The following is a 23633-nucleotide window of genomic DNA, read 5'->3' as shown; positions in this document are numbered from 1 at the left end:
ACGTGAAGCTCGCCGACCTCCTCCTGACCGACAGACGCGCCGAAGCCGCCGCCTACCTGCGTGAACACCTCTCCACCGTCAGCGAGGAGAAGGTGAGACCGAGGGACGCCTGACCCCGCGGCGCCGGGCCCGTGTAGGAGCCGGGTGTTCGGGTACGCGGGGCCCAGCGAGAGTTCTGGAGGGAGTCATGCAGCGACGTAGCGACCGGCTGAACGTCCACCGCGACGACGAGATGAAGCACGAGATGCAGGGGCTGCTCCGTTCGGGGCACCACACCCGGGTCGAGGAGTGGCACGATCCGGAACCGCCCGCCGAAGACGACCCGGAGGTGGCATACGGGCCGGTCACGCCCGGCGACAGCGCCGCCCGGGTGGAGGCGCTGCGGTCGGAGCTGGCCCGGTTCCTGAGCCGTTCGGACTTCCCGGCGGGCCCGGCACCGCTGGTCCGCGCCCTGCGTGACCGTCATGCCCCTGACACGCTGGTGGAGACCGTGGAGCGGCTGCCGCGCGGGGCGCGCTGCGAGTCGGTGCACCGGCTCGCGGAGACGGCCGTCCGGGGCCGGGCGCAGCGCCATGGCTGATGTCGTGAGGAACGTCATGACGCCAGGTGTCGTCGCGGTCCCCCCGGACGCCTCACTCGTCGAAGCGGCCCAGTTGATGCGCGCCCAGGACGTCGGGGATGTGCTGGTCACCGTGGACGGCCGGCTGCTCGGGGTCCTGACCGACCGGGACATCACCCTGCGGGCCGTCGCCGACGGTGCCGATCCGCTGACCGTGAGCGCCCAGGCCGTCTGCACGCCGAACCCGGTGGTGGTCGGCCCGGACGACGCGGTCCCCGTGGCCGTCGCCCTGATGCGCGACCACGCGATCCGGAGGCTTCCCGTCATGGAGAACGGGCACCCGGTGGGCATGGTGAGCCTCGGCGACCTGGCCGTCTCCCAGGACCCGCACTCGGCCCTCGCCGACATCAGCCGCGCCGAGCCGAACAGCCGACCGGGCGCCGGTCCGGTCTGAGACGAGAACCGGGCGCCGGCCCGGGCCGCGACCAGCATCAGGCGCCGGCCCGGGCCCGGACGAGAAAGGACCCTGAACCCCCATGCGTATCGCGTTTCTGACCGCGCCCAAGGGTGTCGAGCAGGTGGAGCTGACCGATCCCTGGCGGGCGGTGACGGACGCCGGTCACGAACCCGTGCTGGTGTCGACGAAGTCCGGTCAGGTGCAGGCCTTCGACCATCTCGACAAGGCGGACACCTTCCCCGTCGACGAGGTGGTGGGCGAGGTTCCGGTGGAGTCCTTCGACGGGCTCGTACTGCCCGGCGGGGTGGCCAACCCGGACTTCCTGCGGATGGACGACCGGGCGGTGGCGTTCGTCCAGGACTTCTTCCGGCAGGGCAAGCCGGTCGCCGCGATCTGCCACGCCCCGTGGACGCTGGTCGAGGCCGATGTCGTACGCGACCGGGTGCTGACCTCGTGGCCGAGTCTGCGCACCGACATCCAGAACGCGGGCGGCACCTGGCTCGACGAGCAGGTGCGGATCTGCGACCACGGCCCCAACAAACTGATCACCAGCCGTAAACCGGACGACCTCAAGGCGTTCTGCGAGGCGTTCCTGGACGTGTTCACCGAGGAGGCGGCCTGATGGACCCCGTACGCGACAGCAAACAGGAGCAGCGTCAGGCGTCCGCCGCGGACGACCCGGCGGCCGGTCCGCTCACCACCGACCAGGGCGTGGGCGTCGACCACACCGATGACTCGCTGACCGTCGGCGAGCGCGGTCCGACGCTGATGGAGGACTTCCACTTCCGGGAGAAGCTCACCCATTTCGACCACGAACGCATCCCCGAGCGGGTGGTGCACGCCCGGGGCGCCGGCGCGTACGGATACTTCGAACCGTACGAGTCCTGCGCCGAGTTCACCCGCGCCGCCTTCCTCCGGGACCCCTCCGTACGCACCCCGGTCTTCGTGCGGTTCTCGACGGTGCAGGGGCCGAAGGGATCGGCGGACACCGTGCGGGACGTGCGCGGATTCGCCACCAAGTTCTATACGTCGGAGGGCAATTACGATCTCGTCGGCAACAACTTCCCCGTCTTCTTCATCCAGGACGGCATCAAGTTCCCCGACTTCGTGCACGCGCTCAAACCGGAGCCGCACAACGACATCCCCACGGGCGCCTCGGCCCACGACACGCTCTGGGACTTCGTGTCGCTGCAGCCGGAGACCCTGCACGCGATCATGTGGCTGATGTCGGACCGGGCGATCCCCCGCAGCTACCGCATGATGCAGGGCTTCGGCGTTCACACCTTCCGGTTCGTGAACGCGGACGGGAAGGGCACCTTCGTCAAGTTCCACTGGAAGCCGAAGCTCGGCACGCACTCGCTGGTGTGGGACGAGGCCCAGGAGTGCCAGGGGCGTGACCCGGACTTCAACCGGCGGGACCTGTGGAACGCGATCGAGGCCGGTGAGTACCCGGAGTGGGAGCTGGGTGTCCAACTGGTGCCGGAGGAGGACGAGTTCGCGTTCGACTTCGATCTGCTGGACGCCACGAAGATCATCCCTGAGGAGCAGGTGCCGGTCCGCCCGATCGGCCGGATGGTCCTCGACCGCAACCCCGAGAATTTCTTCGCCGAGACGGAACAGGTCGCCTTCCACACCGCGAACGTCGTCCCCGGCATCGACTTCACCAACGACCCCCTCCTCCAGGCCCGCAACTTCTCCTACCTGGACACCCAGTTGATCCGCCTGGGCGGCCCGAACTTCACGCAGCTGCCGGTGAACCGCCCGGTGGCCCCGGTCCGCACCAACCAGCGCGACGGCTACCACCAGTCCACGCTCCACGGCGGAACGAACTACTTCCCGAACTCCCTGGGCGGCGGCTGCCCGGCCCACGCCGGTGTCGACGGCCACGCCTTCACCCACTACACCGAACGCGTCGACGGCGCCACGATCCGCCGCCGCAGCGAGAGTTTCAAGGACCACCACAGCCAGGCCGCGATGTTCTGGAACAGCATGTCGGACTGGGAGAAACAGCACATCGTGGCGGCGTTCCGCTTCGAGCTGGGCAAGGTCGGCGCGACGACGGTCCGCACCCGCACGGTGGGTGAACTCGCCAAGGTGGACCCGGAGTTGGCTGCGGCGGTGGCGGAGGGCATCGGAGTGGCGGTGCCGGCCCCGGACGAATCCGTCGCGCACAAGCTCACTTCCCCTGCCCTGAGCCTTGAGGCCCAGCGCGGCAACGGCTCCATCCGCACCCGGCAGATCGCGGTCCTGATCGCCGACGGTGTGGACGCCGAGCAGGTGACGAGCGTGCGCGAGGCGCTGGCGGCCGAGGGCGCGGTGGTGGAGGCGCTGGCCGCGCGGGACGGCACGGTACGGGGCGCGGACGGCGCGCGGTACACGGTGGACCGGGCCCTGCCGACCGTTGCCTCGGTCCTCTACGACGCTGTCCTGCTCCCCGGCGGCCCCGTGGGCACCCCGTCCCCCTCGACCGACCCGGACGCCATGCGCTTCGTCCGCTCCGCCTACCGCCACGGCAAACCGGTGGCCGCCCTCGGCTCGGGCGTGGGCATCGTGGCCGCCCTGGAGGCGGAGGGCCTGCGTCTGTCCTCGGAGTTCCACCACGTGGTCACCGACCGGGGAGTGGTCACGGACACGGCCCAGGGCACCCCGGGCGCCGACTTCATCGGGGCGTTCATGGCGGCGATAGCGGCCCACAGGCACTGGAACCGCCCACCGACCCGCTGCTGAGGCGCGCTGCTGACGCGCAGACCGGGGCTCGCCCCGAGTTCTGAACGGCTACGGCCGTCGCCCCACCATGCACAACAACCGCGTCTGCTCGTCCGCCCCACCCGGCACCTCCACCGGCGCCGCGAACAACCCGCTCTTCTCCAGATCCCCGGCGTAGGGCGCGATCTCGTCCCTCGCGAACCGCACCAACTCCTCCGGCAGCCTCTCCTCCGCCCCCACGGCCCGCGAGAGATCCCACGCGTGAACGACGAGATCGGCCACCATCTGCGAGAGGTACGCGGTGGCCGGGGTGTCGCCGTACGACAGATGAACCGTCCGTTCGAGCGCACCGGGCGCGGCGAACGCCTCTCGGGCGGAGTGGGCGGCCGTGTCCCAGGAGGCGGCCGGGTCCGGCCCGAGCAGATCGCCCTCGAACGTGTCGCCGACCTCCTCGATCATGCAGCCGTCCCGGACCAGCGACGGCACCCAGAGCTGCTCGGACACCAGATGGTTCACGAGGTCACGGACCGTCCACTCCGTACAGGGCGTACCGTCCCCCCACTGATCGTCCCGGACGGCATGCACCCGTTCCCCGAACAGATCGAGCGCCTCGCCGTGCAGTCGGAGAAGCGGATGCGCAGGGGTGCCGTAGTCGTTCATGGCCTCGTCGCCGCCGTTCGTCGTTCAGACCGTCGGTGTCGTCGACGGTGTGACGGACCCCCGGTTGCGGGCCCCGTCACGGGTGCGCCCGGCCGCGACCGGGCGGCGTGGGTGGCGGCGCAGGTACTCGCCCTCCAGTTGCGCCATGCGGAGGTTGTGGACGCGCAGGGCGTCGTTCGATCCGTGCAGGAGCGTGTCGTGGCGCGTGCGGTGGATGGTCTCCAGCTCTTTCATGAGCTGCTGGTCGTCGAGGCGACCCGGGTCGACTCCGGTCATGTGCTGCCCCACTCGTAGTGCCGGCCTGTGCCTGCGTGCGGACCCGTCGTCCGCCCGGGAGCACACGGTCCCGGGCGGCGTCCGGGAGGGAGCCATGGTTCTCGCGTTCCTTCAGTCCACTTTACGAACATCCGCCGCCGGGGGCCTACCGTGCCCGCTCCACCCGGCGCTCGTCCCACACCGGCTCGGATGTCTCCCGTACGCGCCCGTCGGACCCGAAGACGAGAAATCTATCGAACGAACGCGCGAACCAGCGGTCGTGGGTGACCGCGAGCACCGTGCCGTCGAAGGCCTCCAGCCCCTCCTGGAGGGCTTCCGCCGACTCCAGGTCGAGGTTGTCGGTGGGCTCGTCGAGGAGCAGCGCGGTGACTCCCCGCAACTCCAGGAGCAGGATCTGGAACCGGGCCTGCTGCCCGCCGGAGAGCCGGTCGAAGGGCTGCTCGGCCTGCCGGGTCAGCTCGTACCGGCGCAGCCGTGACATGGCGGCGCCCCGGTCCTGGGCGTGTTCGGTCCACAGAATGTCCAGCAGTGTGCGCCCCTCCAGCTCGGGGTGCGCGTGCGTCTGCGCGAAGTGCCCGGGTACGACCCTGGCGCCGAGCTTCCACAGGCCCGTGTGGGTCACGTCCTCGCCGGCGAGGAGGCGCAGGAAGTGGGACTTGCCGGAGCCGTTCGAACCGAGGACGGCGACCCGCTCGCCGTAGAAGACCTCCAGGTCGAAGGGTTTCATCAGGCCCTTCAGCTCAAGTCCCTCGCAGGTCACGGCCCTCACTCCGGTACGGCCGCCCTTGAGCCGCATGGTGATGTCCTGCTCGCGCGGCGGCTCCGGCGGCGGCCCGGCCTCCTCGAACTTGCGCAGCCGGGTCTGCGCCGCCGCGTACCGGGAGGCCATCTCATGGCTGACGGCGGCGGCCTGCCGGAGCGTCAGCACCAGCTTCTTCAGCTGGGCGTGCTTCTCGTCCCAGCGGCGCCGCAGCTCCTCGAACCGCTCGAACCGCTGCCGCCGGGCCTCGTGGTACGTGTCGAAACCGCCGCCGTGCACCCAGGCGTCGGCGCCCGCCGGTCCCGGCTCCACGCTGACGATCTTCTGGGCGCTGCGGGCCAGCAGTTCCCGGTCGTGCGAGACGAAGAGCACGGTCTTGCGGGTCTCCTTCAGCCGCTCCTCCAGCCAGCGTTTGCCGGGGACGTCGAGGTAGTTGTCCGGCTCGTCCAGGAGCAGCACCTGATCGTTGCCCCGCAGCAGCGCCTCCAGCACCAGCCGCTTCTGCTCACCTCCGGACAGCGTCCGCACCTGCCGCCACTGCGCCTTCTCGTACGGCACGCCGAGCGCGGCCATGGTGCAGATGTCCCACAGCGTCTCCGCCTCGTACCCGCGCACCTCGGCCCAGTCGGAGAGGGCCTGCGCGTAGGCGAGCTGGGCCGCCTCGTCGTCCACGGTCATGATCCCGTGCTCGGCGGCATCGACGGCCCGCGCCGCCTCCCGGATACCGGGCTGCGCGACGGACACCAGCAGGTCCCGCACGGTCGACTCGTCCCGTACGGACCCCACGAACTGCCGCATCACCCCGAGCCCGCCACTGACGGTGACCGACCCCCCGTGCGGCTTCAGCTCCCCCGAGATCAGCCGCAACAAGGTGGTCTTCCCGGCCCCATTGGGCCCCACCAGAGCGACAACGGCCCCTTCCCCCACCCGAAACGACACATCCCCGAGCAACACCCTTCCGTCGGGAAGGCAGTACTCCAGATGCGCGGCTTCAAGATGACCCATGGGCCGCATTGTGAAAGCCAGAGGCACACCAGAGCAAACCGGTTTCACCTACCGCCCCGGCTGCGGGCAACCGCGTCGCCGGGGCACCCGTCGTACCCGGCTGCGGGCAGTCATACCGCAGAGGCGACACCCATCCCAAAGAGAGCGGCACCCTGCACGCGCCGGTAAGCGAAACCCACCCCCGTCCAGCCACAGCCGCCGCGCACCCGTCCACCCCCGCGCGACCCGCACCAGCCGCCGGATCACCCGCCGCCAAGGACCCCACCCGACACGCCCCCCGGACAATGGGGTACTCGTGGACCCATGACCGCAGACGTCGATCTCACCGTCCGCCCCCCGGGCCACCACATCCTCAGGGACCGCTTCCTCGCCGCGGACACCCGCCTCTTCGACGCGGTGGCCACCCGCGACTGGCCCGGCGCCCACCCCATGCTGCCGAGGCTGAGCCGCGCCGCGAACCACGGCGTCCTCTGGTTCGCCGCGGCGGCGGCGATCGCCGCGACCAGAAGCCCCCGGGCCCGCCGGGCAGCCGCGAGGGGCATCGCCTCGCTCGCTGTGGCGTCCGCGACGATCAACACCCTCGGCAAGCGCTCGATCCGCCGCCCCCGCCCGGTCCTGGACAACGTCCCGCTGATGCGCCGGCTCAAGCGCCAGCCGATCACCACGTCGTTCCCGTCGGGTCACTCGGCGTCGGCCGCGGCCTTCGCGACGGGCGTGGCGCTGGAGTCCCGGGGCTGGGGCGCGGCGGTCGCCCCCCTGGCGGCGGGGGTCGCGCTGTCCCGGGTCTACACGGGCGTGCACTTCCCGAGCGACGTACTGGTCGGCGCCGCCCTGGGCGTGGGCGCCGCCTATGCCGTACGGGGCCTCGTACCGACCCGCGACCAGTTGCCGCCCCCCGGCCGCCCGCTCGCGGACGCGCCCGCGCTGCCGGACGGGGAGGGCCTGGTCGTCGTCGCCAACAGGGCGGCCGGAACGGCGGACCGGGTACGCGCCCTGTGCGACACGCTGCCCGGCGCGGAAACCGTGGAGTGCGAACCGGAGGATGTGAAGGCCGAGTTGGAGAAGGCGGCCGCGCATGCCCGGGTGCTCGGCGTGTGCGGCGGCGACGGCACGGTGAACGCCGCCGCCGAGGTGGCCCTGCGCCACGGCCTCCCCCTCGCCGTCCTCCCCGGCGGCAGCTACAACCACTTCGCGTACGACCTCGGCGTGGAGGACGCCCGCGATCTGAGCCGGGCCCTGCGCCGGGGCGAGGCCGTCCGCGTGGACCTCGGACACTTCGCGGCCGGTGAGACGGAGGGGCATTTCCTCAACACCTGCAGTCTGGGCGTCTATCCGGAGCTGGTGCGGGAACGGGAGCGCTGGGAGCGCAGGCTCGGCAGCTGGCCCGCCGGGGTGATCGCGACGCTGCGTGTCCTGCGGTCGGAGCGCCACCCGCTGCGGACCACGGTCGAGGGCCGCCCCCACCCGCTCTGGCTGCTCTTCGCCGGCAACGGCACCCACCACCGCCTGGGGCTCTCCCCGGCCCACCGCAACGACCTGGCCGACGGTCTGCTGGACGTCCGTGTCGTGCACGGTGGCCGCCGCCCGGGACTGCGGCTCCTGGCAGCGGCCGTCGCCGGTCCGCTGACCCGCTCCCCGGCCCACGCGGCCCTGCATGTGCAGCGGCTCCGGGTGCAGGGCCTCGCACCGGGCACCCCACTCGCGTACGACGGTGAAGTCACCGAAGTCGGGGGCGATCTGACGCTCCGCAAGCTCCCGGAGGCACTCACGGTCTACCGCCCGCTGCCCCTCCGCTGACCCACCGACGACCACGACCAGTCAGTCCACTATCCACTATTCAAGACGGCAGTCTCATTATCCGGTCGGACCGCGTACGGTTCGAGTACGGCGCCGCACCTCCTCCGGCACGGCGTCGTACTCGTACCTCGTACCGGAAGGGGAACGGTCATGTCGAAGGCACGGGAGACCGCCGTCTACACGCATGGGCACCACGAGTCGGTCCTGCGCTCGCACACCTGGCGGACGGCGGCCAACTCGGCGGCCTATCTCATCGGTTCGCTGAAGCCGCACATGAAGGTCCTGGACATCGGCTGCGGGCCCGGCACCATCACCGCCGACCTGGCCGCCCTGGTCCCGGACGGTCATGTCACCGGTGTCGACCACGCACCCGGCATCCTCGACCAGGCCCGCGCCACCGCCGCCGAACGGGGGCTGGAGAACGTCGACTTCGCGGTCGCGGACGTCCACGCGCTGGACTACCCGGACGACACGTTCTGCGTGGTCCACGCCCATCAGGTGCTCCAGCATGTGGGCGACCCGGTGCAGGCGCTGCGCGAGATGCACCGGGTGACCAAGCCGGGTGGTCTCATCGCCGTCCGCGATTCGGACTACGCGGCGATGACCTGGTTCCCCGAGGTGCCGGGCCTGGACGACTGGCAGGACCTCTACCAGCGGGTGGCCCGCGCCAACGGCGGCGAGCCGGACGCCGGACGGCGGCTGAAGTCCTGGGCGCTGACGGCCGGGCTCACCGACATCACCTGCACCTCCGCCACCTGGACCTACGCCACGGCCGAGGAGAGGGCCTGGTGGAGCGGCCTGTGGGCGGACCGCACGGTCGCCTCCGCGTACGCCGAGCGCGCCACCGAGGGCGGCCACGCGACACAGGGGCAGCTGCGGGAGATCGCGGAGGCCTGGCGGGAGTGGGGGCGGCGGGAGGACGGCTGGTTCGCCGTACTGCACGGGGAGATTCTCTGCCGGAAGCCTGCCTGAGACATCGATCGGCGGGGCCTCCCCCGTCCTGAGGCATCAGCCGCCGGGGCCGCCCCTGGGGAGCAGTGGTCCGAGCGGCCCGAGGTCCAGGTTCAGGTCCTCGGGTCGCAGCCCGTAGCGCTCGCGCAGCTCGGTCATGCGGTCGTCCAGCAGCATCAGGGTGAGCCCGATGCGCTCCTCCTGCTCCTCGGTGAGTTCACCGGTGTCGAAGCGGCGCACCGCCTGCCGTTCCATGAGCTGGCGGAGCAGTTCGACGACGGTCAGCACCAGTTTGACCAGGTCGCGCTCCACCGTGTCGGGTTCCAGTTCGAGACGGTGACGCCGGCCACCGCCGCCGCTGCCGGTCACTCGGGGCCTCCCCACGGTCGGTCGGCCCACGGTGCCGGCACCTGTTCGTTCACGGAGCTGATGAGGGCGTTGAGGTCGATACGGACGAGGTCGACGTCCGCGATCCGCAGGGTGAGATCACCGGTCACGACGACACCGCCCGCGAGCAGCCGGTCGAGGAGATCGACGAGGGCCACCTCACGGCGTTCCACGACGGTCACGGCCCATCACCCGCGTCCTCCACGGATTCCCCGTCGCCGAAGGGTTCCCCGCTGAAGGAATAGGCCGCCCAGGGCCCCGTCAGCTCCACTCGAAACCCCGCTTCCTCGCTCTTCGTACGGTCCACGAGTTCCACGAATTCCTCGGAGTGTTTACGGGGCACCAGATAGGAAGCGTTGAGCACATTGCGCCCCGGTTCACTGGAGAGCGCGGAATTCTGAGGTGCGTGCAGCCGGGAGTCCTCGGCGAATTCCGCGAGCGTCTCGTGCAGTCGGTGCGAGAAACGCTCGGCCTTCTCCCACATCTCGTCGTGGGCCCGATGGCTGCGGCGCCGCTGCCGCAGATAGTCGCGTCCGCCGAGGGCCTTCGCCGGTTCCGGTTCCGGTTCCGGTTCCGGGGACGGCCGCTCGGCCTCCCGCGGGTCCAGGTACACCTTGACGCCCCACTCCACCCGGCCCGCCAGCCGGTCCAGGGTCTGCCTGAAGCCCTCCTCGCGGGCCTCCAGCATCACGCGTACCCCGCTGTCGTCGTGGAAGACCGTGGCGAGCCTGAGCGGCAGGGGTGTGGTGACGACGGTGAGGGCGTCGATCACGCTCTGGTGGGCGCGGGCGGTCTCGGTCAGCCAGTCCAGGTCCTCCAGATGGTCGCGCAGCGGCTGCTCGGCGAAGTCGCGCTCCGGTACCTCGCTGACGACCGCGATCAGATCGTGGTGGCGCAGCAGCCGGGGCGGGGCGCCCGCGACCCCGGTGAGCTGGCGTTGGAGGGCCGCGTCGAAGGGGCGGCAGACGGCGTACACGTAGCGCAGTCCGGTCATCGGTGCTCCTCTCTGGCGCGGCCGCCCTCGACGGCCCGTTCCGGCTCCCGCCCCCGCCGGTATTCCCCGTCGTCCAGCTCGGCGAGCCGGGCACGCAACTCGGCGTTCTCACGGGTGAGTTCGTCGCGGCGGGCGTGGGAGGACAGGGCCGGGTCGGTCTCCCACCAGTCGATGCCCATCTCCTTCGCCTTGTCGACGGAGGCGACGATAAGGCGCAGCTTGACGGTGAGCAGTTCGATGTCGAGCAGATTGATGCGGATGTCGCCCGCGATCACGATGCCCTTGTCGAGTACGCGTTCCAGGATGTCGGCCAGGTTGGCGCTGTTGCCCCCGCCGTACGGCTCGGGGACTCGGCTGGGGAAAGTCATCGTCGGCTCCCGCCCACGGCGGCCCGTTCCTCGTCCTCATCCTCGTACGGTTCCTCGCCGCTGTCCTCCCCGGCGTCGTCCTCCGCTTCGTACTCGTCCTCGGGCTCTTCCCCGCCCTCGTCGTACTCGTCCTCGGCCTCGCCCTCGTCGTCCTCGGGCTCGTCCCGGTACTCGTCGTCCTCATCCTCGTATGCGTCGGGCTCCGGCTCCTCCTCGTCGGCGTATTCCTCGTCCGCCTCGTCCGCCTCGTCCTCGGGTCCCTCGTTCTCGGGTGTCTCCTGCTGTTCCTCCTCCGCGAGGGCGTCCTCGTGGGTCTGTACGACCTCGCCGTCGCGGATCTCGCCGCGCCAGCTGTCCTCGGCCTCGCCCTTCAGGGTGATGAAGCGGGCGTAGTTCTTGAGGTCGAGTCGGGCCCGGCGGCCCTGGGCACGCCAGATGTTGCCCGTCTTCTCGAACAGGCCCGACGGGTAGTACTCCATGGTCAGCAGGACCCTGGTGAGGTCGTCCGTGATGCGGTGGAAGGTGACGGCGCCCTTCGTGGTGCCCTTGGCGCCCTCCGAGGTCCAGGTGATCCGCTGATCGGGCACCTGTTCGGTGGTGTGGGCCTTCCAGCTGCGGCTGGACCAGAAGATCTTCAGCTGCCAGTCGGAGTGGGTGTCGTCGGCGCGGTTCGCGCTCTTGACGCCCTTGGCGAAGGTGCTGAAGTCCTGGTACTGGGTCCACTGGTCGTAGGCGGTGCGCAGGGGTACGCCGACGTCGATCGACTCGATGATCACCGTGGGTTTGTTGCCGGCGGCGCGCTTGTTCTTGCCCTTGCCGCCGCCGAGGTTCTTGAGCGCGCCGAGGACGTTCTCCTTGGCTCGGCCCGCGCCGGCCTCCAGGGTGGCGCGCAGGGGGCCCTTGCCCTCGGCGAGCTTGCGTCCGCCGTCGCGGGCGAGCCGGGCGAAGCCGGGGCTGTTGCCCTCGGCGATGTCGTTGAGCTTGACGGTAGTCTCGCCGAGTTTGCGGCCGGCGCCGGCCAGGAGGCGCTGGGCCTGGGCGGCCAGATAGTCGCGGGCCTCCTGCTTGAGGTGGTCCATGGCGGGGCTGTGGGCCAGATCGGTGAGGGGGGTGGACTTGGCGGTGTCCCCGACGCCGTCGGTGGCGGCGGCCGCGCTTCCCACGCCCTTCGTGGCCTTCTCGGTGGTGCGTCCCAGGGTCTCAGTCATCGCCGCCGCCTCCCTTCGTGGCCCTTGAGCGGGTGGGCTTGCGGGTGGGCTTCTTGGTGGGGGCCTTCTTCGTGGTGGTCTTGCGTGCGGCCTTCTTGGCGGGGCCGGCGGTCTTCTTGGCGGCCGCCTTCTTCACGGGTCGCCTGCGCGATGCCTCCGGCTGGGCCTCGGGCTCGGGCTCGGGCTCGTCGTGGTCGGCCTTCGTTTCCTCGCCCCCGCCGCCCCTACCCGTCCCATCCTCGGGGCTCCGCCCCGGACCCCGCTCCTCAAACGCCGGAGGGGCTGATTTTTCGCCCCGCCCCGGACCCCGCTCCTCAGACGTTGGAGGGGCTGATTTTTCGCCCCGCCCCGCGCCCCGCTCCTCAGACGTTGGAGGGGCTGATTTTTCGCCCCGCCCCGCGTCTCGCTCCTCAGACGCCGGAGGGGCTGATTTTTGGCCCCGCTCCTCAGGCGTCGGCGAGGCCGGCTCTTCGGGCCGCTGCGCGTTCTCCGGAAGGGTGGCGGAGAGTTGGTCGTGGAGTTGGGTCGTGCGGTTGTGGAGGCGGTCGGCCAGGGATTCGGCCTGGCGTTCGACCAGGGCGCCGGAGGCTGCCTGGCCCACGCCGCGCAGGTCCTGGCGCAGCTGGTCGCCGATCTCCTTGAACTGCGGGTTGTCCCGCAGTTGCTGTTGCACCAGGTCCGCGAGCATCCGCGGGCTCAGCCGCATCCGCTTGCCGGCCACCAGGCTGCCCACGGCGAAGGCGAGTTTCATCTTCTTGGTACGCCCGAGGACGTACCCGGCCCCGATCGCGAGGCCCAGTCCCAGTCGGTTCATGCTGTCGTCGTCCCGTCGCCCATCGGTGTCCCCGCGCTCCTGCGCAGGCTGGTCTCCAGCCGGTCCAGGAGGTCGTCCTCCACTCGGTCGAACTCCTCCTCGTCGATCTCGCCCGCCTCCAGCCGTTGCTCCAGTCGGGCGAGTTCGGAGCGGACGGCGGCCGGGTCGTAGTACCGGCGCTCGGCCTCGGCGAGCACCTGCCGCACGGTCCAGAGGCTGCCGCGCACCGGTGCGAACGGCAGCAGCAGCACCTCGCTGATCAGTCCCATGTGCTCGTCCTGGTGGTTGTTCTGGTGGTTGTGGTTGTGGTTGTCCGGGTGGTTGGCCTGGTGCTCCGCCCCTCGATCAGTGCGTTGTCGCCGCCGGGCGTGACGGGCCCGGTTCGACGAAGCTGTACGGCGGCAGCGGGCCGTTGACCCGTAGCTCCATGTGCGGATGGCTCTTGCGGAGCTCGTCCACGGCGGCCAGGAACGGCTCGGCCGACTCCCGGTCCACCAGGAACGACAGATTGGCCAGCCAGCCGGTGGACTCGGGGCCCGCGCTGGTGTCCTCGGCGGCCGCTTCCAGCGCCCGCTGCAGTTCCATCGCGTCCTCGGCCTCGCGGGCCTGGATGGCGGAGACCACCAGCTCGCCGAGCCTCAGCCGGTCCTCGTAGGTGCCGCCTCCGGCCTGCCGATTGGCCTCGGTGAGGGCGCGCAGTTCGCTGTTCTCGCCCATCACACGGTGCAGCACGGCCTCCTCGTGGTGGCTGGCCTTGACGTTGTACTCGACCTTGCCGTCGAGGGTGTCCAGCCGTTCCCGGTAGTGCTCGGCCCGTTCGGTGAGCACCCCGGTGACGGCCGCGTCGTCGGGGGCGACGCTGCCGAACCGCATGGGCAGCACGGGGCCGCCCGCGCCGGTCTCGCTGAGGACGTTCTGATGGGCGAGCAGATCCCTGCGCTTGGGGCGCAGCCCCTCGGGGGTGTCACTGACGATCGCCGCCAGTTCGCCCTCCTCCAGGACGCGCACCGGGCACGGCGGGTCGCCGACGCCGCCCATGCCCTTGGGGAGCGCGGGGTGCGAGCTGGCGGCGATGCCGTAGACGTAGGTGCTCACTCCGACTCCTCCCTCTCCCTCTTGCGTGCGCTCGTGGCCTTGCGTGCCCTCGGCCGCTCCTCGGCATGGCCGTTGTCACGGGCCTGCCGGAAGGCGTCGGAGATCGTCTCGGCGGCGCCGGACAGCGCCCCCTTGGACTTGCCCCGCGCGCCGGACTCGGTGATCTCACCGACCATGTCGGGCAGACCCGGGGACTTGCGGGGCCCGGCCTCCAGGTCGAGCCGGTTGCACGCCTCGGCGAAGCGCAGATAGGTGTCGACGCTGGCGACGACGACCCGGACGTCGATCTTCAGGATCTCTATGCCGACCAGGGAGACCCGCACGAACGCGTCGATGACGAGCCCCCTGTCGAGGATGAGTTCCAGGACGTCGTACAGGCCGCTGGAGCCACCACCGCCGCTGGACTGCTGTGCCGGGACTACGGTCATACCGACCGGTCCTCCTTGTCTGGCTTATCTGGCTTATCTGGCTTATCTGGCTTGTCTGCTGAGAGCTGGGTCTGTGGATGCCGGGTCCGCCGGTGTGGAGGTGCGGCCTAGTGACCGCCACGGGGGTGGGGGTCGGCCCGCCCTCGTTCGTAGCGGCGGACGCGCCGGTAGCCGGTGAGGTCGCCCTCGGGGTCGAGTTCCACCCGGTAGCTCGCCATCAGGCTCATCGTGTCGGGCACCTTGGCCAGCTCCAGGACCTCGACCTCCAAGGTCCAGCCGTCCTCGTCCTGCTCGAAGGACGACACGGACTCGGGCGCCATGCCGGTCAGCTCCGCGAGCTGCGTACGCGCGTGTCGCAGCACCTCCATGGGGCTGGGCCGGCCGGCCGCCGACGACGCGGATCCACGTCGCGATGCCGCGCCGGAGGTCCGGGATTTCGGGTCGTTGGATGTGTTCGACATGGCCACCTCGCCCCTCCGAGTGGCCCCGCTGACGTGGGCCAAACCCTTCAGGTCGGCCATGTCTCGGTCCGTGCGTGCCGGGGGCTCAGTCGCTGCGCCCGGTGAGCCTGCGCCTGGCCGGGCCGAGGGCGCGGGCCCGGGCAGGCAGTCCGGCCCAGGGCTTGATGCGGGCCTGTTCGACGGCGTCGGCCAAAGTCCAGCGGCGGGCGTCGACAGCCGGGTCGTCCACCTGCTCCCAGGTGAGCGGGGTGGCCACGGGGGCGCCGGGCCGCGCGCGTACGGAGAAGGGGGCGACGGCGGTCTGGGCGTAGGCGTTGCGCTGGACGTCGAGGTAGAGCCGGTCGCCGCGGTCCTTCTTGCGGGCGGCGGATGGGGGTGCCCCCGCGCGAGCGAAGCCGAGCGTGGGGGACAGCCGCTCGGGGGCGGCCCGGACGAGTTCCTCGGCGATCTCCCGGGCGAAGTCGCGTACGGCGTCGAAGTCGTCGTCGCCGGTGAGCGGTACGACGACATGCAGGCCCCGGGAGCCGGTGGTCATCGGCGCGGACGGCAGCTCCAGCTCGTCCAGCAGTGCCCTGGAGTCCCGGGCTGCCCGCCTGACCTGGTCGAAGTCGTCCTCGGCCGGGTCGAGGTCGAGGACCAGGCGGTCGGGGCGGTCGAGGTCGCCGACCCGGGAGAGCCAGCGGTGGAGGGTCACACACGCCTGGTCGGCGAGATAGACGAGGGTGGCGGTGTCCTCGCACAGCGGGTGGACGACCGTGCCGCCCTCCTTGGCCACCTCGACCCGGTCGATCCACTCGGGGTAGTGCTCAGGGGTGTTCTTCTGCATGAACATGGGGCCGTCGAGGCCGTCGGGGTGCCGTTCCAGCATCAGCGGGCGCCCGCGCAGATGGGGCAGCATGAACGGGGCGACGGCACGGTAGTACGCGACGAGGTCGCCCTTGGTGTACTCTTCGCCGCCACCGCCGTGGCCGTCGGCGGGGAACAGCACCTTCCCGGGCCGGTGGATCTCGACGGTACGGCGGCCCGCCTGCACGCTGCGCGCGGTGGCCATGGCTCGGCTCCCTTCAAGGCCGTACGGCTCAGGGCACGACAGCGTGCTCCACCAGCAGTCGCCCGGCGGCGGCGATCGCCTCCGCGTCGATGCCCGCCTCCCGCAGCTGCTCCTCGGGGGTGGCCGAGCCCGGCATCGCGCGGACGGCGAGCCGGACCAGCCGGGGCACCGGGCGGCCGTCGAGGAAGGCGTCGAGGACCGCGTCGCCGAGGCCGCCCTCCTCGTGGTGGTCCTCCACGGTGAGCAGACAGCCGGTGTCCTCGGCGGCCTCGCGCATGGTGCGGCGGTCGACGGGCTTGACCGAGTACAGGTCGATCACCCGGATCTGGATGCCCTCGGCGTCCAGCGCCTCGGCGGCCTTCAGCGCCTCGTGGACGGTGATCCCGGCCGCGACGACGGTGAGCCGGTCGGTGTCCGAGGCCAGCAGCACCTTGCTGCCGCCGACCGGGAACTCCTCGGTCGCGCTGTAGATGACGGGCGTGGCGCCCCTGGTCGTACGCAGATAGCGGACGCCGTCGAGGCCCGCCATCGCGCCGACGAGCTTGGCGGTCTGGTTGGCGTCGCACGGGTACAGCACGGTCGAGCCGTGCACCGCGCGCATCATCGCCAGATCCTCCAGGCCCATCTGCGAGGGCCCGTCCTGGCCGATGGAGACCCCGGCGTGCGAGCCGACGAGGTTGATCCCGGCCCCGCCGATCGAGGCCATACGGATGAAGTCATGGGCGCGGGTCAGGAAGGCGGCGAACGTGGAGGCGTACGGCACCCACTCGCGTGCCGCGAACCCCACGGCGGCGGCGACCAGTTGCTGTTCGGCGATGTAGCACTCGAAGAAGCGGTCGGGGTGTTCCTTGGCGAAGAACTCGGCGCGCGTGGAGTCGCTCACCTCGCCGTCGAGCGCGACGATGTCCTCGCGCGCGGTACCGAGCGCGGCGAGCGCCTGCCCGAAGGCGTCACGGGTGGCGACCTCCTCGCCGATGTCATGGCGCGGCAGATCGAGGTGCCCGCTGCGTACGGCGTGCAACAGCCGTGCCGGAGGCGGCGGTTGGACCTCCACGCGGATGTCGCGGATGCCGCCCAGCTCGGCGATGGCCTCCTCCGGTTCCTTGAGCGGCTTGCCGTGCAGCCCCTCGCGGTCCTGGACGCCCTCGACGCCCTTGCCCTTGAGGGTGCGGGCGAGGATCACGGTCGGCTGGCCCCTGGTGGACGCGGCCTCGCCGTACGCGCGGTCGACGGCGTCCACGTCGTGGCCGTCGATCTCGATGGTGTGCCAGCCGAAGGCGGCGAAGCGGCGGGCGTAGGCGTCCAGGTCGTGGCCGTGCCGGGTGGGCCCGCGCTGGCCGAGCCGGTTGACGTCCACGATCGCGGTGAGATTGTCGAGGTGCTCGTACGCGGCGTGCTCGACGGCCTCCCACACCGAGCCCTCGGCGAGTTCGCTGTCCCCGCACAGCACCCACACCCGGTAGCCGGTACGGTCCAGCCGCTTCCCGGCCAGCGCGATGCCGACGCCGACGGGCAGTCCCTGGCCCAGCGAGCCGGTGGCCGTCTCCACCCAGGGCAGCCGCCGGGGCGTCGGATGCCCTTCGAGCCGGCCGGCGAGCCTGCGGAAGGTCAGCAGTTCGGTCTCGTTGATGGCGCCGGCGGCCCGGTACACGGAGTACAGCAGTGGTGAGGCATGGCCCTTGGAGAGCACGAAGCGGTCGTTGCCGGGGTGCCGGGGCCGGTCGAAGTCGTAGCGCAGATGCTTGGCGAGCAGTACCGCCATCAGCTCGGCGGCCGACATGGACGAGGTGGGGTGCCCGGAACCGGCGGCGGCCGAGGCCCGTACGCTGTCGACCCTCAACTGCTGGGCCAGTTCGGTGAGTTGACGGCTGGTCATGAGTCTCCTTCCGTACCCTTTCCGGGCTTGCGCTTCGCCGGGGACGGCGGGGTCGGGTCCTGTCGCGCGGCGCTCGTCCTCTGCGGTCCGCCCCCGACCCGCGCCAGCTCGGGTGACGCCGTGTCCAACGGCACCGACCAGGACCGTACGAGGCCCAACTGGACGCCCTGGCGCGGCAGTGCGGCGTCCAGCAGCCAGTCGGCGGCGACGCGGACGCGGTTGCCGGGCATGGCGGCGAGATGGTAGCCGCGGGTGACGGCTCCGGCGGCGATCCCGGACAGGGGTACGCCGAGAGGGTCGGCGGCGGCCTTGATGCCGCCGAGGTCGACGACGAAGCCCAGGTCGCGGTGGCGGTAGGGGCGGGGCTCGCCCCAGCCGAGGGAGGCGATGACATTGAGGGCCGCCGTCCTGCCCTGCCGCCAGGCATGTTGGGCGGTCATCGGCGTGTACTCACCGGGTTTGGTCAGATCTGGTACGGCGGCGGCGTCCCCGCAGACGAACACCTCGGGCCTGCCGGGCACCCGCAGCGTGGGCTCGACCAGCACCCGGCCGTGCTCCATGGCCAGCCCGAGCGACTCGGCGAGCGGATCGGGCCGTACGCCCACACACCACACCAGGGTGCGGGTGTCGACGAACTCCCCGTCGGACAACAGCACCCCGTCCGTGGTCGCCTCCTTCACGGAGGTCTCCGTCCGCACCTCCACGCCCCGCCGCCGCAGTACGCGGTCGGCGGTCGCGGACAGCTTCCCGTCCATCTCCGGCAGCACCCGCTCGGCGATGTCGAGCAGCAGCCAGCGGGGCCGTACACCCTGCCGGAGCGGCTGTTTGCGGATCAGCGCGTCGGTGAACAGCTTGCCGTGGGCCGCGACCTCGGTCCCCGTGTATCCGGCGCCGACCACCACGAACGTGCAGCGAGCCCGGCAGCTCGCGGGGTCCTCCGCACCGGCGGCCAGCTCCACCTGACGGGTCACGTGGTCCCGCAGATACAGCGCCTCCGGCAGCCCGCGGAAGCCGTGCGCGTGCTCGGCGACACCGGGGATCGGCAGCAGCTTGTTGACGCTGCCGGCGGCGAGGACGAGCCGGTCGTACGTCAGGGTCCCGACACCGCCCTCGGGGTCGGAGTACCGCACGGTACGGGCGTCGAGGTCGATGCCGTCGGCCTGCGCCTCGCCGAGCACCAGCCGCACTCCGGGCAGGGTGCCGGTGAGCGAGACGGTGACCCGGCGCGGCTCCAGGATGCCGGCGGCGACCTGGGGCAGCAGCGGTAGATACAGGAAGTAGTCGGTGGGGTTGAGCAGGGTGATCTCGGCCCGGTGCCGGGTCAGCCGCGCCAGGGTGCGGGCGGCACGGTAACCGGCGAAGCCGGCACCGACGATCACGATGCGGGGTCGACTCACGGTGCGCCTCCGACGGGTCGCGCGACAGGGCTCGGCCTGTGCGGCATACGGACCTTCCGCGTCCCCCCCGACCGGGGTGGCCAAACCCCACGAACGGGGCTGATCGAAACGGCGTACGACGCCCGCGCGTCCGTGGTTTCCACTGTGGCCCCCGGGTACTCGGACGGCGACCCGACCCTCGCGGAGGTGCCCCCCATGCCCGAGTACGGCTATTTCCTGGCGACCGAGGAGTTCGGTCCCGCGGAGTTGATCGAGCAGGCGAGGAGGGCGGAGCAGGCCGGGTTCGAGTGTCTGTGGATCTCGGACCACTACCACCCGTGGAACGACGCGCAGGGCCACAGTCCCTTCGTGTGGTCGGTGATCGGCGCCCTGTCGGAGGCCGTGTCCCTGCCCATCGAGACGGCGGTGACCTGCCCGACCGTGCGGATTCACCCGGCGGTGGTGGCGCAGGCGGCGGCGACGAGCGCGGTGATGACCGGCGGCCGGTTCCGGCTCGGCGTCGGCTCCGGCGAGGCGCTCAACGAGCACGTCCTCGGCACGCGTTGGCCCCCGGCGGACGTCCGGCTGGAGATGCTGGAGGAGTCCGTGCAGATCATGCGGCGGCTGTTCACCGGCGAGGAGGTCACCCACCACGGCACGCACTACACCGTGGAGAACGCCCGCCTCTACACGGTCCCCGACGAGCCGGTGCCCATCGACATCTCCGGTTTCGGCCCCAAGGCCACCGGGCTCGCCGCGCGGGTCGCCGACGGCTACATCACCATGGGGCCGGACGAGGAGCTGGTGACCCAGTACCGCAAGGGGGGCGGCGGCAACGGGCTGGTCAGCGGTGGTCTCAAGGTGTGCTGGGGCCACGACCGCGAAGCCGCCGTCCGCACCGTGCACCGCCTCTGGTCCAACCAGCTCCTGCCCGGCGAGATGGCCCAGATCCTCCCCACACCGAGCCACTTCGAACAGCTGCGGCCCCTGGTCACGGAGGAGATGGTCAGTGAGAACACCCTCTGCGGCGACGACATCGACGCCCATGTCTCCGCCCTGACCGCCTTCGCCGACGCCGGCTTCGACCGCGTCTTCATCAGCCAGATCGGCCCCGGCCAACAGGGTTTCTTCGACTTCTACCGCACGAAGGTGCTACCGCGCCTCAGGGAGCGCTAGGGCTCAGGCCTCAGGGAGCGCCAGGGCTCCGCGCGCCTCGGGGAGCACCAGGGGGCACGGAGGCCGTGAGTCCAGGGGGCAGGGAGGCTGTCAGTCCGCCCTCCACAAGGCTATTTCCTCCGTCGGCCCTCTTCCCGCCGCGAAGGCGACCGGCCCAGGCGGCGCAGTCCGGCGGTCGTCGCGGCGGCCAGCCCTCCGAGCAGCAAGCCCGCGCCGACGCGGTTCCGGTTGCGGGAGGCCCACTGCTGGCGGCTCATCGGCAGTGCCTCCGCGTCGAAACGGCCATGCGCCCCGAAGTCACGCCCATGGGGCCCGTCCGCGGGGCTCCACAGATTCCCCTGGCCGTCATAGCCGTGGTAGGACACCCATGCCTGTCGGCCCCCCTTGTCCTGCTGGGACTTGTCCCGCTGGGACTCGAACGCCGTGCGGGCCAGGTACCGGTCGATCAGGCCCGGCACCAGCGCGTTCACGAGCAGTGTCGCAACCGTCGGTCCGCCCACCCAGTACTCCCGGCGCCGCCCGTGCCCGGCCGCGTGGACGATCGCGCGGGCCGCGACCTCCGGCTGGTAGACGGGGGCGACGGGCCGCGCCCGCCCCGGCAGTCGGCTCAACACCCAGTCGAACTGGGGCGTGTTGACGGCCGGCAGCTGCACCATCGTCGTCCGCACCCGCGAACCCTGGTGCAACAACTCGCACCGCAACGCCTCGTTGAAGCCCTGGATGGCGTGCTTGGCCCCGCAATACGCGGACTGCAGCGGAATCCCGCGATACGCGAGCGCCGAGCCGACCTGGACGATCGTGCCGCGGTCGCCCGGCAGCATATGCCGCAGCGCCGCGCGCGTCCCGAACACATAGCCGAGGTACGTCACTTCGGTGACCCGCCGGAACTCGTCGGGAGAGATGTCGACGAACGGCGCGAAGATCCCGGCAAACGCGTTGTTGACCCAGACGTCGATGTGTCCGAAGGCGTCGACGACCTGCTGCGCCGCGTCCTCGACCGCTTTGGCGTCGGCCACGTCGACGGGGACGACGAGCGCCTCGCCCCCGGCGCGTTCCACCTCGTCGGCCGCCGCCGCGAGCCCCTCACGCCCCCGCGCGAGCAACGCGACCCGGTCACCGCGGGCGGCGAACGCCAGGGCCGTGGCCCGACCGACGCCTCCGCTGGCCCCGGTCACCACCACGACCCTGCGGCGGTGCGACCCCATGGCCCTGTCCATCGCTCACCGCGCCCGGTGGTGCGGTGCCTCGGGGTCGGCACCGGACGGCGGGGTCCCACCGGCGCTCCCGGGCCCGGTTCCGCCCGGCGCACCGATCCCACCGGGGGCGACGGGGGGCACCGGCGGATACCCGGTCGGTGCCGTCGCACCCGGCGGCATCCCCGGCGCCGTACCGGCAGAGCCGGCCGTACCACCGGCCGTCCGCGCGTGCCCCGCCGCCGTCTCCGCCTCGCGTTCAGGGGTGGGCCGGGTCGCCGAGGGCCGCGCCGCGCCCCTCAGGGCATAGGCGACCACACCGAGCACCACGGCGGTGATCAGCGCGGCGGCCCAGTCGGGCAGGCCCAGCGCGAGCAGCAGTCCGAGGGTGAGCGCCAGGGCGGCGCCCGCGTACAGGGCGACGGCACCGGACGCGGCGTACAGCGCGGCCGTACGGCGCTGCCTACGGGTCTGCTGCCGCAGCTCGTCCCGCACGGTCTCCCGTGCCACCAGCGCCAGCTCGTCCACCAGCCCCTTGTCCAGGTGTTCCAGATGATCCAAACGGTCCATGGCCGCCGGGTACCCGGGCCCCCGCCCCCGTAACGCCGCATCTCCTCACGATCCGACCATCCCGAACCCGTCGAAACGATCTCTTCCGGTGCCGGCCCCAACTAGGCTCGTACACATGGAGATTCTCGGAACCACGCTCCGTATCTGCGTCGAGGACCTGGAGGCCGCGGTCCCGTTCTACGAGAGACTCTCGGGCGGGCCGGCGATGCGCTTCGAGCGCGGTGGTGTCCAGGTCGCCGCCGTCGGCTGCTTCCTGCTGATGAGCGGTCCGGAGGCCGAGCTGGAGGTCCTGCGGAAGGTCACCGCCACCATCGCGGTCAAGGACGTCGACGAGGCGCACCAGGTCCTCACCGACTCCGGCGCCCGCGTCCTGGCGGGCCCGGTGCCGACCCCGGTGGGCCGCAATCTGATCGCGGTCCACCCGGACGGCTCGGTCTACGAGTACGCGGACCGCCGCACGACCGGGTGACCCCGGACGGGGACCGGCTTCGGCGGTCGCGCGGCGCGTGCTGTCACCTCCACGCCCCGGCCGCCGCTCACCTCGACGTCCGAGGTCCCCGCATCTCCGCCGTGAGCGCCCAGCGCTGGTGGTCCCGCCAGGCCCCGTCGATGAACAGGAAGTCCGGCGAGAACCCCTCCAGCCGGAACCCGCATGTGCGGGCCAGCGCGATGGAGGCGGCGTTGCCCGGCTGCACATTGATCTCCAGCCGGTGCAGCCCCATCGCCCCGAAGGCGTGGTCGACGACGAGTCCGAGGCCCTCCGCCATCAGCCCCCGCCCGGCGGCGTGCGCGAAGGCACCGTAGCCGAGGGCGCCGCACTGGAAGCCGCCCTCGACGATGTTGTTGATGTTGATGAACCCGGCGATGCCCCCGTCGTCCAGTTCGCACACCAGGAACCCGGCCTTCGTCGGGTCCTCGATCAGCCGCCCCGCGTACGCGGCGTAGGCGACCGGTGTGACCGGCGGGAACAGCCACGGCTGGTGCAGCGCCTTGCTCTCGCGCGCCCGCGCGGTGAACTCGGCGCCGTCCTCAAGTGTGAAAGGCCGTATGCCCACGCGCGGGCCCTCGGCGAGATAGCGCACGTTCTCCGACATCCGGCCACACTACGTCCGCGCCGATGTCACCGGCGCCGCTTCATGAAGTACGCCCCGCACAGCGCCCCGATGACCGCCGTGCCGAGCAGGGCCAGCCACAGCGGCATGGTGACCTCGGGGATCAGCAGTCTGATCTCCGTGCTCCGGGTGTTCTCGAAGATGAAGACAAGACCGAGCACCGCGAGCACACCGAAGGTGGCCCTGCCGGGCGTCAGCAGATCGCCCCACGCCTGACGCCCCCGCGCCCTGCCCCTGCCCCTGCCCCTGTCCGTCGCCGTCGTCTTCGGACTCATACCACCAGCATGGACCTCGCGGGCGGACCACGCCCGGTGGACGGTTCGATCACGGGCCGACGACGCCCGGCGGAGGGT

At 71.5% G+C, this 23633-nt stretch carries 28 protein-coding genes; 8 read left to right on the top strand and 20 right to left on the bottom strand.

What is annotated here, in order from left to right:
* Nucleotides 1-187 precede the first annotated feature (187 nt).
* The 4 genes from ACWD4G_RS27090 to ACWD4G_RS27075 all read left to right on the top strand — a co-directional run bounded on the left by ACWD4G_RS27090 (nt 188) and on the right by ACWD4G_RS27075 (nt 3743).
* A complete protein-coding gene (locus ACWD4G_RS27090; protein WP_451297758.1) occupies nt 188-580 on the top strand; it encodes a DUF2795 domain-containing protein in 393 nt (130 codons plus the stop codon).
* Nucleotides 573-1013, top strand: a complete 441-nt coding sequence (locus tag ACWD4G_RS27085) for a CBS domain-containing protein (RefSeq protein ID WP_451297756.1) — start codon at nt 573-575, stop codon at nt 1011-1013. The genes ACWD4G_RS27090 and ACWD4G_RS27085 overlap by 8 nt, the downstream gene beginning before the upstream one ends.
* 82 nt (nt 1014-1095) lie before the next feature.
* On the top strand, nt 1096-1638 hold the full coding sequence (locus tag ACWD4G_RS27080) for a type 1 glutamine amidotransferase domain-containing protein (protein WP_451297754.1): 543 nt from the start codon (nt 1096-1098) through the stop codon (nt 1636-1638).
* Nucleotides 1638-3743, top strand: a complete 2106-nt coding sequence (locus tag ACWD4G_RS27075) for a catalase (RefSeq protein WP_451297752.1) — start codon at nt 1638-1640, stop codon at nt 3741-3743. The genes ACWD4G_RS27080 and ACWD4G_RS27075 overlap by 1 nt, the downstream gene beginning before the upstream one ends.
* A 48-nt stretch (nt 3744-3791) precedes the next feature.
* Here the strand turns inward: ACWD4G_RS27075 and ACWD4G_RS27070 are convergent, their stop codons facing one another.
* The 3 genes from ACWD4G_RS27070 to ACWD4G_RS27060 all read right to left on the bottom strand — a co-directional run bounded on the left by ACWD4G_RS27070 (nt 3792) and on the right by ACWD4G_RS27060 (nt 6423).
* The gene (locus ACWD4G_RS27070) at nt 3792-4382 is read right to left on the bottom strand and encodes a TIGR03086 family metal-binding protein (protein ID WP_451297750.1); all 591 of its coding nucleotides are present in this window, start codon (nt 4380-4382) and stop codon (nt 3792-3794) included.
* Nucleotides 4383-4406: 24 nt separating this feature from the next.
* Nucleotides 4407-4658, bottom strand: coding sequence for a DUF6158 family protein (locus ACWD4G_RS27065; protein WP_451297748.1), 252 nt, complete (start codon nt 4656-4658; stop codon nt 4407-4409).
* 145 nt (nt 4659-4803) lie between these two features.
* On the bottom strand, nt 4804-6423 hold the full coding sequence (locus ACWD4G_RS27060) for an ABC-F family ATP-binding cassette domain-containing protein (RefSeq protein WP_451297746.1): 1620 nt from the start codon (nt 6421-6423) through the stop codon (nt 4804-4806).
* Between the two features lie 303 nt (nt 6424-6726).
* On the opposite strand from ACWD4G_RS27060, the gene ACWD4G_RS27055 reads away from it, so the two are divergent.
* Both ACWD4G_RS27055 and ACWD4G_RS27050 read left to right on the top strand, forming a co-directional pair.
* A complete protein-coding gene (locus ACWD4G_RS27055; protein ID WP_451297744.1) occupies nt 6727-8220 on the top strand; it encodes a phosphatase PAP2 family protein in 1494 nt (497 codons plus the stop codon).
* 150 nt (nt 8221-8370) lie between these two features.
* Nucleotides 8371-9192: a class I SAM-dependent methyltransferase gene (locus tag ACWD4G_RS27050; protein ID WP_451297742.1), complete on the top strand. Its 822-nt coding sequence runs from the start codon at nt 8371-8373 to the stop codon at nt 9190-9192.
* A 36-nt stretch (nt 9193-9228) separates the two neighbouring features.
* Here the strand turns inward: ACWD4G_RS27050 and ACWD4G_RS27045 are convergent, their stop codons facing one another.
* The 13 genes from ACWD4G_RS27045 to ACWD4G_RS26985 form a co-directional block, all read right to left on the bottom strand.
* On the bottom strand, nt 9229-9540 hold the full coding sequence (locus ACWD4G_RS27045) for a gas vesicle protein K (RefSeq protein WP_451297740.1): 312 nt from the start codon (nt 9538-9540) through the stop codon (nt 9229-9231).
* The gene (locus ACWD4G_RS27040; RefSeq protein WP_451297738.1) at nt 9537-9740 is read right to left on the bottom strand and encodes a gas vesicle protein; all 204 of its coding nucleotides are present in this window, start codon (nt 9738-9740) and stop codon (nt 9537-9539) included. Before ACWD4G_RS27040 ends, ACWD4G_RS27045 begins: the two co-directional genes overlap by 4 nt.
* Nucleotides 9737-10552 carry a GvpL/GvpF family gas vesicle protein gene (locus tag ACWD4G_RS27035; protein ID WP_451297736.1) on the bottom strand — a complete coding sequence of 272 codons (816 nt, stop codon included), beginning with the start codon at nt 10550-10552 and terminating at the stop codon, nt 9737-9739. Before ACWD4G_RS27035 ends, ACWD4G_RS27040 begins: the two co-directional genes overlap by 4 nt.
* Entirely contained in the window at nt 10549-10920 is a 372-nt protein-coding gene (locus tag ACWD4G_RS27030) for a gas vesicle protein (protein WP_451297734.1), read from the bottom strand. Before ACWD4G_RS27030 ends, ACWD4G_RS27035 begins: the two co-directional genes overlap by 4 nt.
* The gene (locus ACWD4G_RS27025) at nt 10917-12128 is read right to left on the bottom strand and encodes an SRPBCC family protein (RefSeq protein ID WP_451297732.1); all 1212 of its coding nucleotides are present in this window, start codon (nt 12126-12128) and stop codon (nt 10917-10919) included. Before ACWD4G_RS27025 ends, ACWD4G_RS27030 begins: the two co-directional genes overlap by 4 nt.
* Nucleotides 12121-12942, bottom strand: a complete 822-nt coding sequence (locus ACWD4G_RS27020) for a DNA primase (RefSeq protein WP_451297730.1) — start codon at nt 12940-12942, stop codon at nt 12121-12123. The genes ACWD4G_RS27025 and ACWD4G_RS27020 overlap by 8 nt, the downstream gene beginning before the upstream one ends.
* Nucleotides 12939-13211: a gas vesicle protein GvpG gene (locus tag ACWD4G_RS27015; RefSeq protein ID WP_451297728.1), complete on the bottom strand. Its 273-nt coding sequence runs from the start codon at nt 13209-13211 to the stop codon at nt 12939-12941. The genes ACWD4G_RS27020 and ACWD4G_RS27015 overlap by 4 nt, the downstream gene beginning before the upstream one ends.
* A 76-nt stretch (nt 13212-13287) precedes the next feature.
* Entirely contained in the window at nt 13288-14037 is a 750-nt protein-coding gene (locus ACWD4G_RS27010; protein WP_451297727.1) for a GvpL/GvpF family gas vesicle protein, read from the bottom strand.
* The gene (locus ACWD4G_RS27005; protein WP_451297725.1) at nt 14034-14465 is read right to left on the bottom strand and encodes a gas vesicle structural protein GvpA; all 432 of its coding nucleotides are present in this window, start codon (nt 14463-14465) and stop codon (nt 14034-14036) included. Before ACWD4G_RS27005 ends, ACWD4G_RS27010 begins: the two co-directional genes overlap by 4 nt.
* 107 nt (nt 14466-14572) lie before the next feature.
* Nucleotides 14573-14926, bottom strand: coding sequence for a gas vesicle protein GvpO (locus tag ACWD4G_RS27000; protein ID WP_451297723.1), 354 nt, complete (start codon nt 14924-14926; stop codon nt 14573-14575).
* 85 nt (nt 14927-15011) lie between these two features.
* Nucleotides 15012-15977, bottom strand: coding sequence for a non-homologous end-joining DNA ligase (gene ligD / locus ACWD4G_RS26995; RefSeq protein ID WP_451297721.1), 966 nt, complete (start codon nt 15975-15977; stop codon nt 15012-15014).
* Between the two features lie 28 nt (nt 15978-16005).
* Nucleotides 16006-17853, bottom strand: a complete 1848-nt coding sequence (locus tag ACWD4G_RS26990; protein ID WP_451297719.1) for a transketolase — start codon at nt 17851-17853, stop codon at nt 16006-16008.
* Nucleotides 17850-19250 carry an NAD(P)/FAD-dependent oxidoreductase gene (locus ACWD4G_RS26985; protein WP_451297717.1) on the bottom strand — a complete coding sequence of 467 codons (1401 nt, stop codon included), beginning with the start codon at nt 19248-19250 and terminating at the stop codon, nt 17850-17852. Before ACWD4G_RS26985 ends, ACWD4G_RS26990 begins: the two co-directional genes overlap by 4 nt.
* 195 nt (nt 19251-19445) lie before the next feature.
* Between ACWD4G_RS26985 and ACWD4G_RS26980 the strand changes: the two genes are divergently transcribed.
* Nucleotides 19446-20405 carry an LLM class F420-dependent oxidoreductase gene (locus ACWD4G_RS26980; protein WP_451297775.1) on the top strand — a complete coding sequence of 320 codons (960 nt, stop codon included), beginning with the start codon at nt 19446-19448 and terminating at the stop codon, nt 20403-20405.
* Nucleotides 20406-20515: 110 nt separating this feature from the next.
* Here ACWD4G_RS26980 and ACWD4G_RS26975 read toward each other — a convergent pair whose 3' ends face one another.
* Both ACWD4G_RS26975 and ACWD4G_RS26970 read right to left on the bottom strand, forming a co-directional pair.
* The gene (locus tag ACWD4G_RS26975) at nt 20516-21610 is read right to left on the bottom strand and encodes an SDR family oxidoreductase (RefSeq protein ID WP_451297715.1); all 1095 of its coding nucleotides are present in this window, start codon (nt 21608-21610) and stop codon (nt 20516-20518) included.
* Between the two features lie 15 nt (nt 21611-21625).
* A complete protein-coding gene (locus ACWD4G_RS26970; protein ID WP_451297712.1) occupies nt 21626-22168 on the bottom strand; it encodes a phage holin family protein in 543 nt (180 codons plus the stop codon).
* 115 nt (nt 22169-22283) lie between these two features.
* Here ACWD4G_RS26970 and ACWD4G_RS26965 point away from each other — a divergent pair, with 115 nt between their 5' ends.
* The gene (locus tag ACWD4G_RS26965) at nt 22284-22637 is read left to right on the top strand and encodes a VOC family protein (RefSeq protein WP_451297710.1); all 354 of its coding nucleotides are present in this window, start codon (nt 22284-22286) and stop codon (nt 22635-22637) included.
* Between the two features lie 67 nt (nt 22638-22704).
* On the opposite strand, the gene ACWD4G_RS26960 is transcribed toward ACWD4G_RS26965, so the two are convergent.
* Complete coding sequence (locus tag ACWD4G_RS26960; protein WP_451297708.1) at nt 22705-23262, bottom strand: GNAT family N-acetyltransferase; 558 nt, start codon at nt 23260-23262, stop codon at nt 22705-22707.
* 26 nt (nt 23263-23288) lie between these two features.
* Complete coding sequence (locus ACWD4G_RS26955) at nt 23289-23555, bottom strand: DUF1049 domain-containing protein (protein ID WP_451297706.1); 267 nt, start codon at nt 23553-23555, stop codon at nt 23289-23291.
* Between the last annotated feature and the right edge of the window lie 78 nt (nt 23556-23633).

The organism is Streptomyces sp. NPDC002643, from assembly GCF_053592555.1.
Note: the sequence above shows the minus strand (reverse complement) of the source record. Positions and strands in the feature narration are given on the sequence as shown.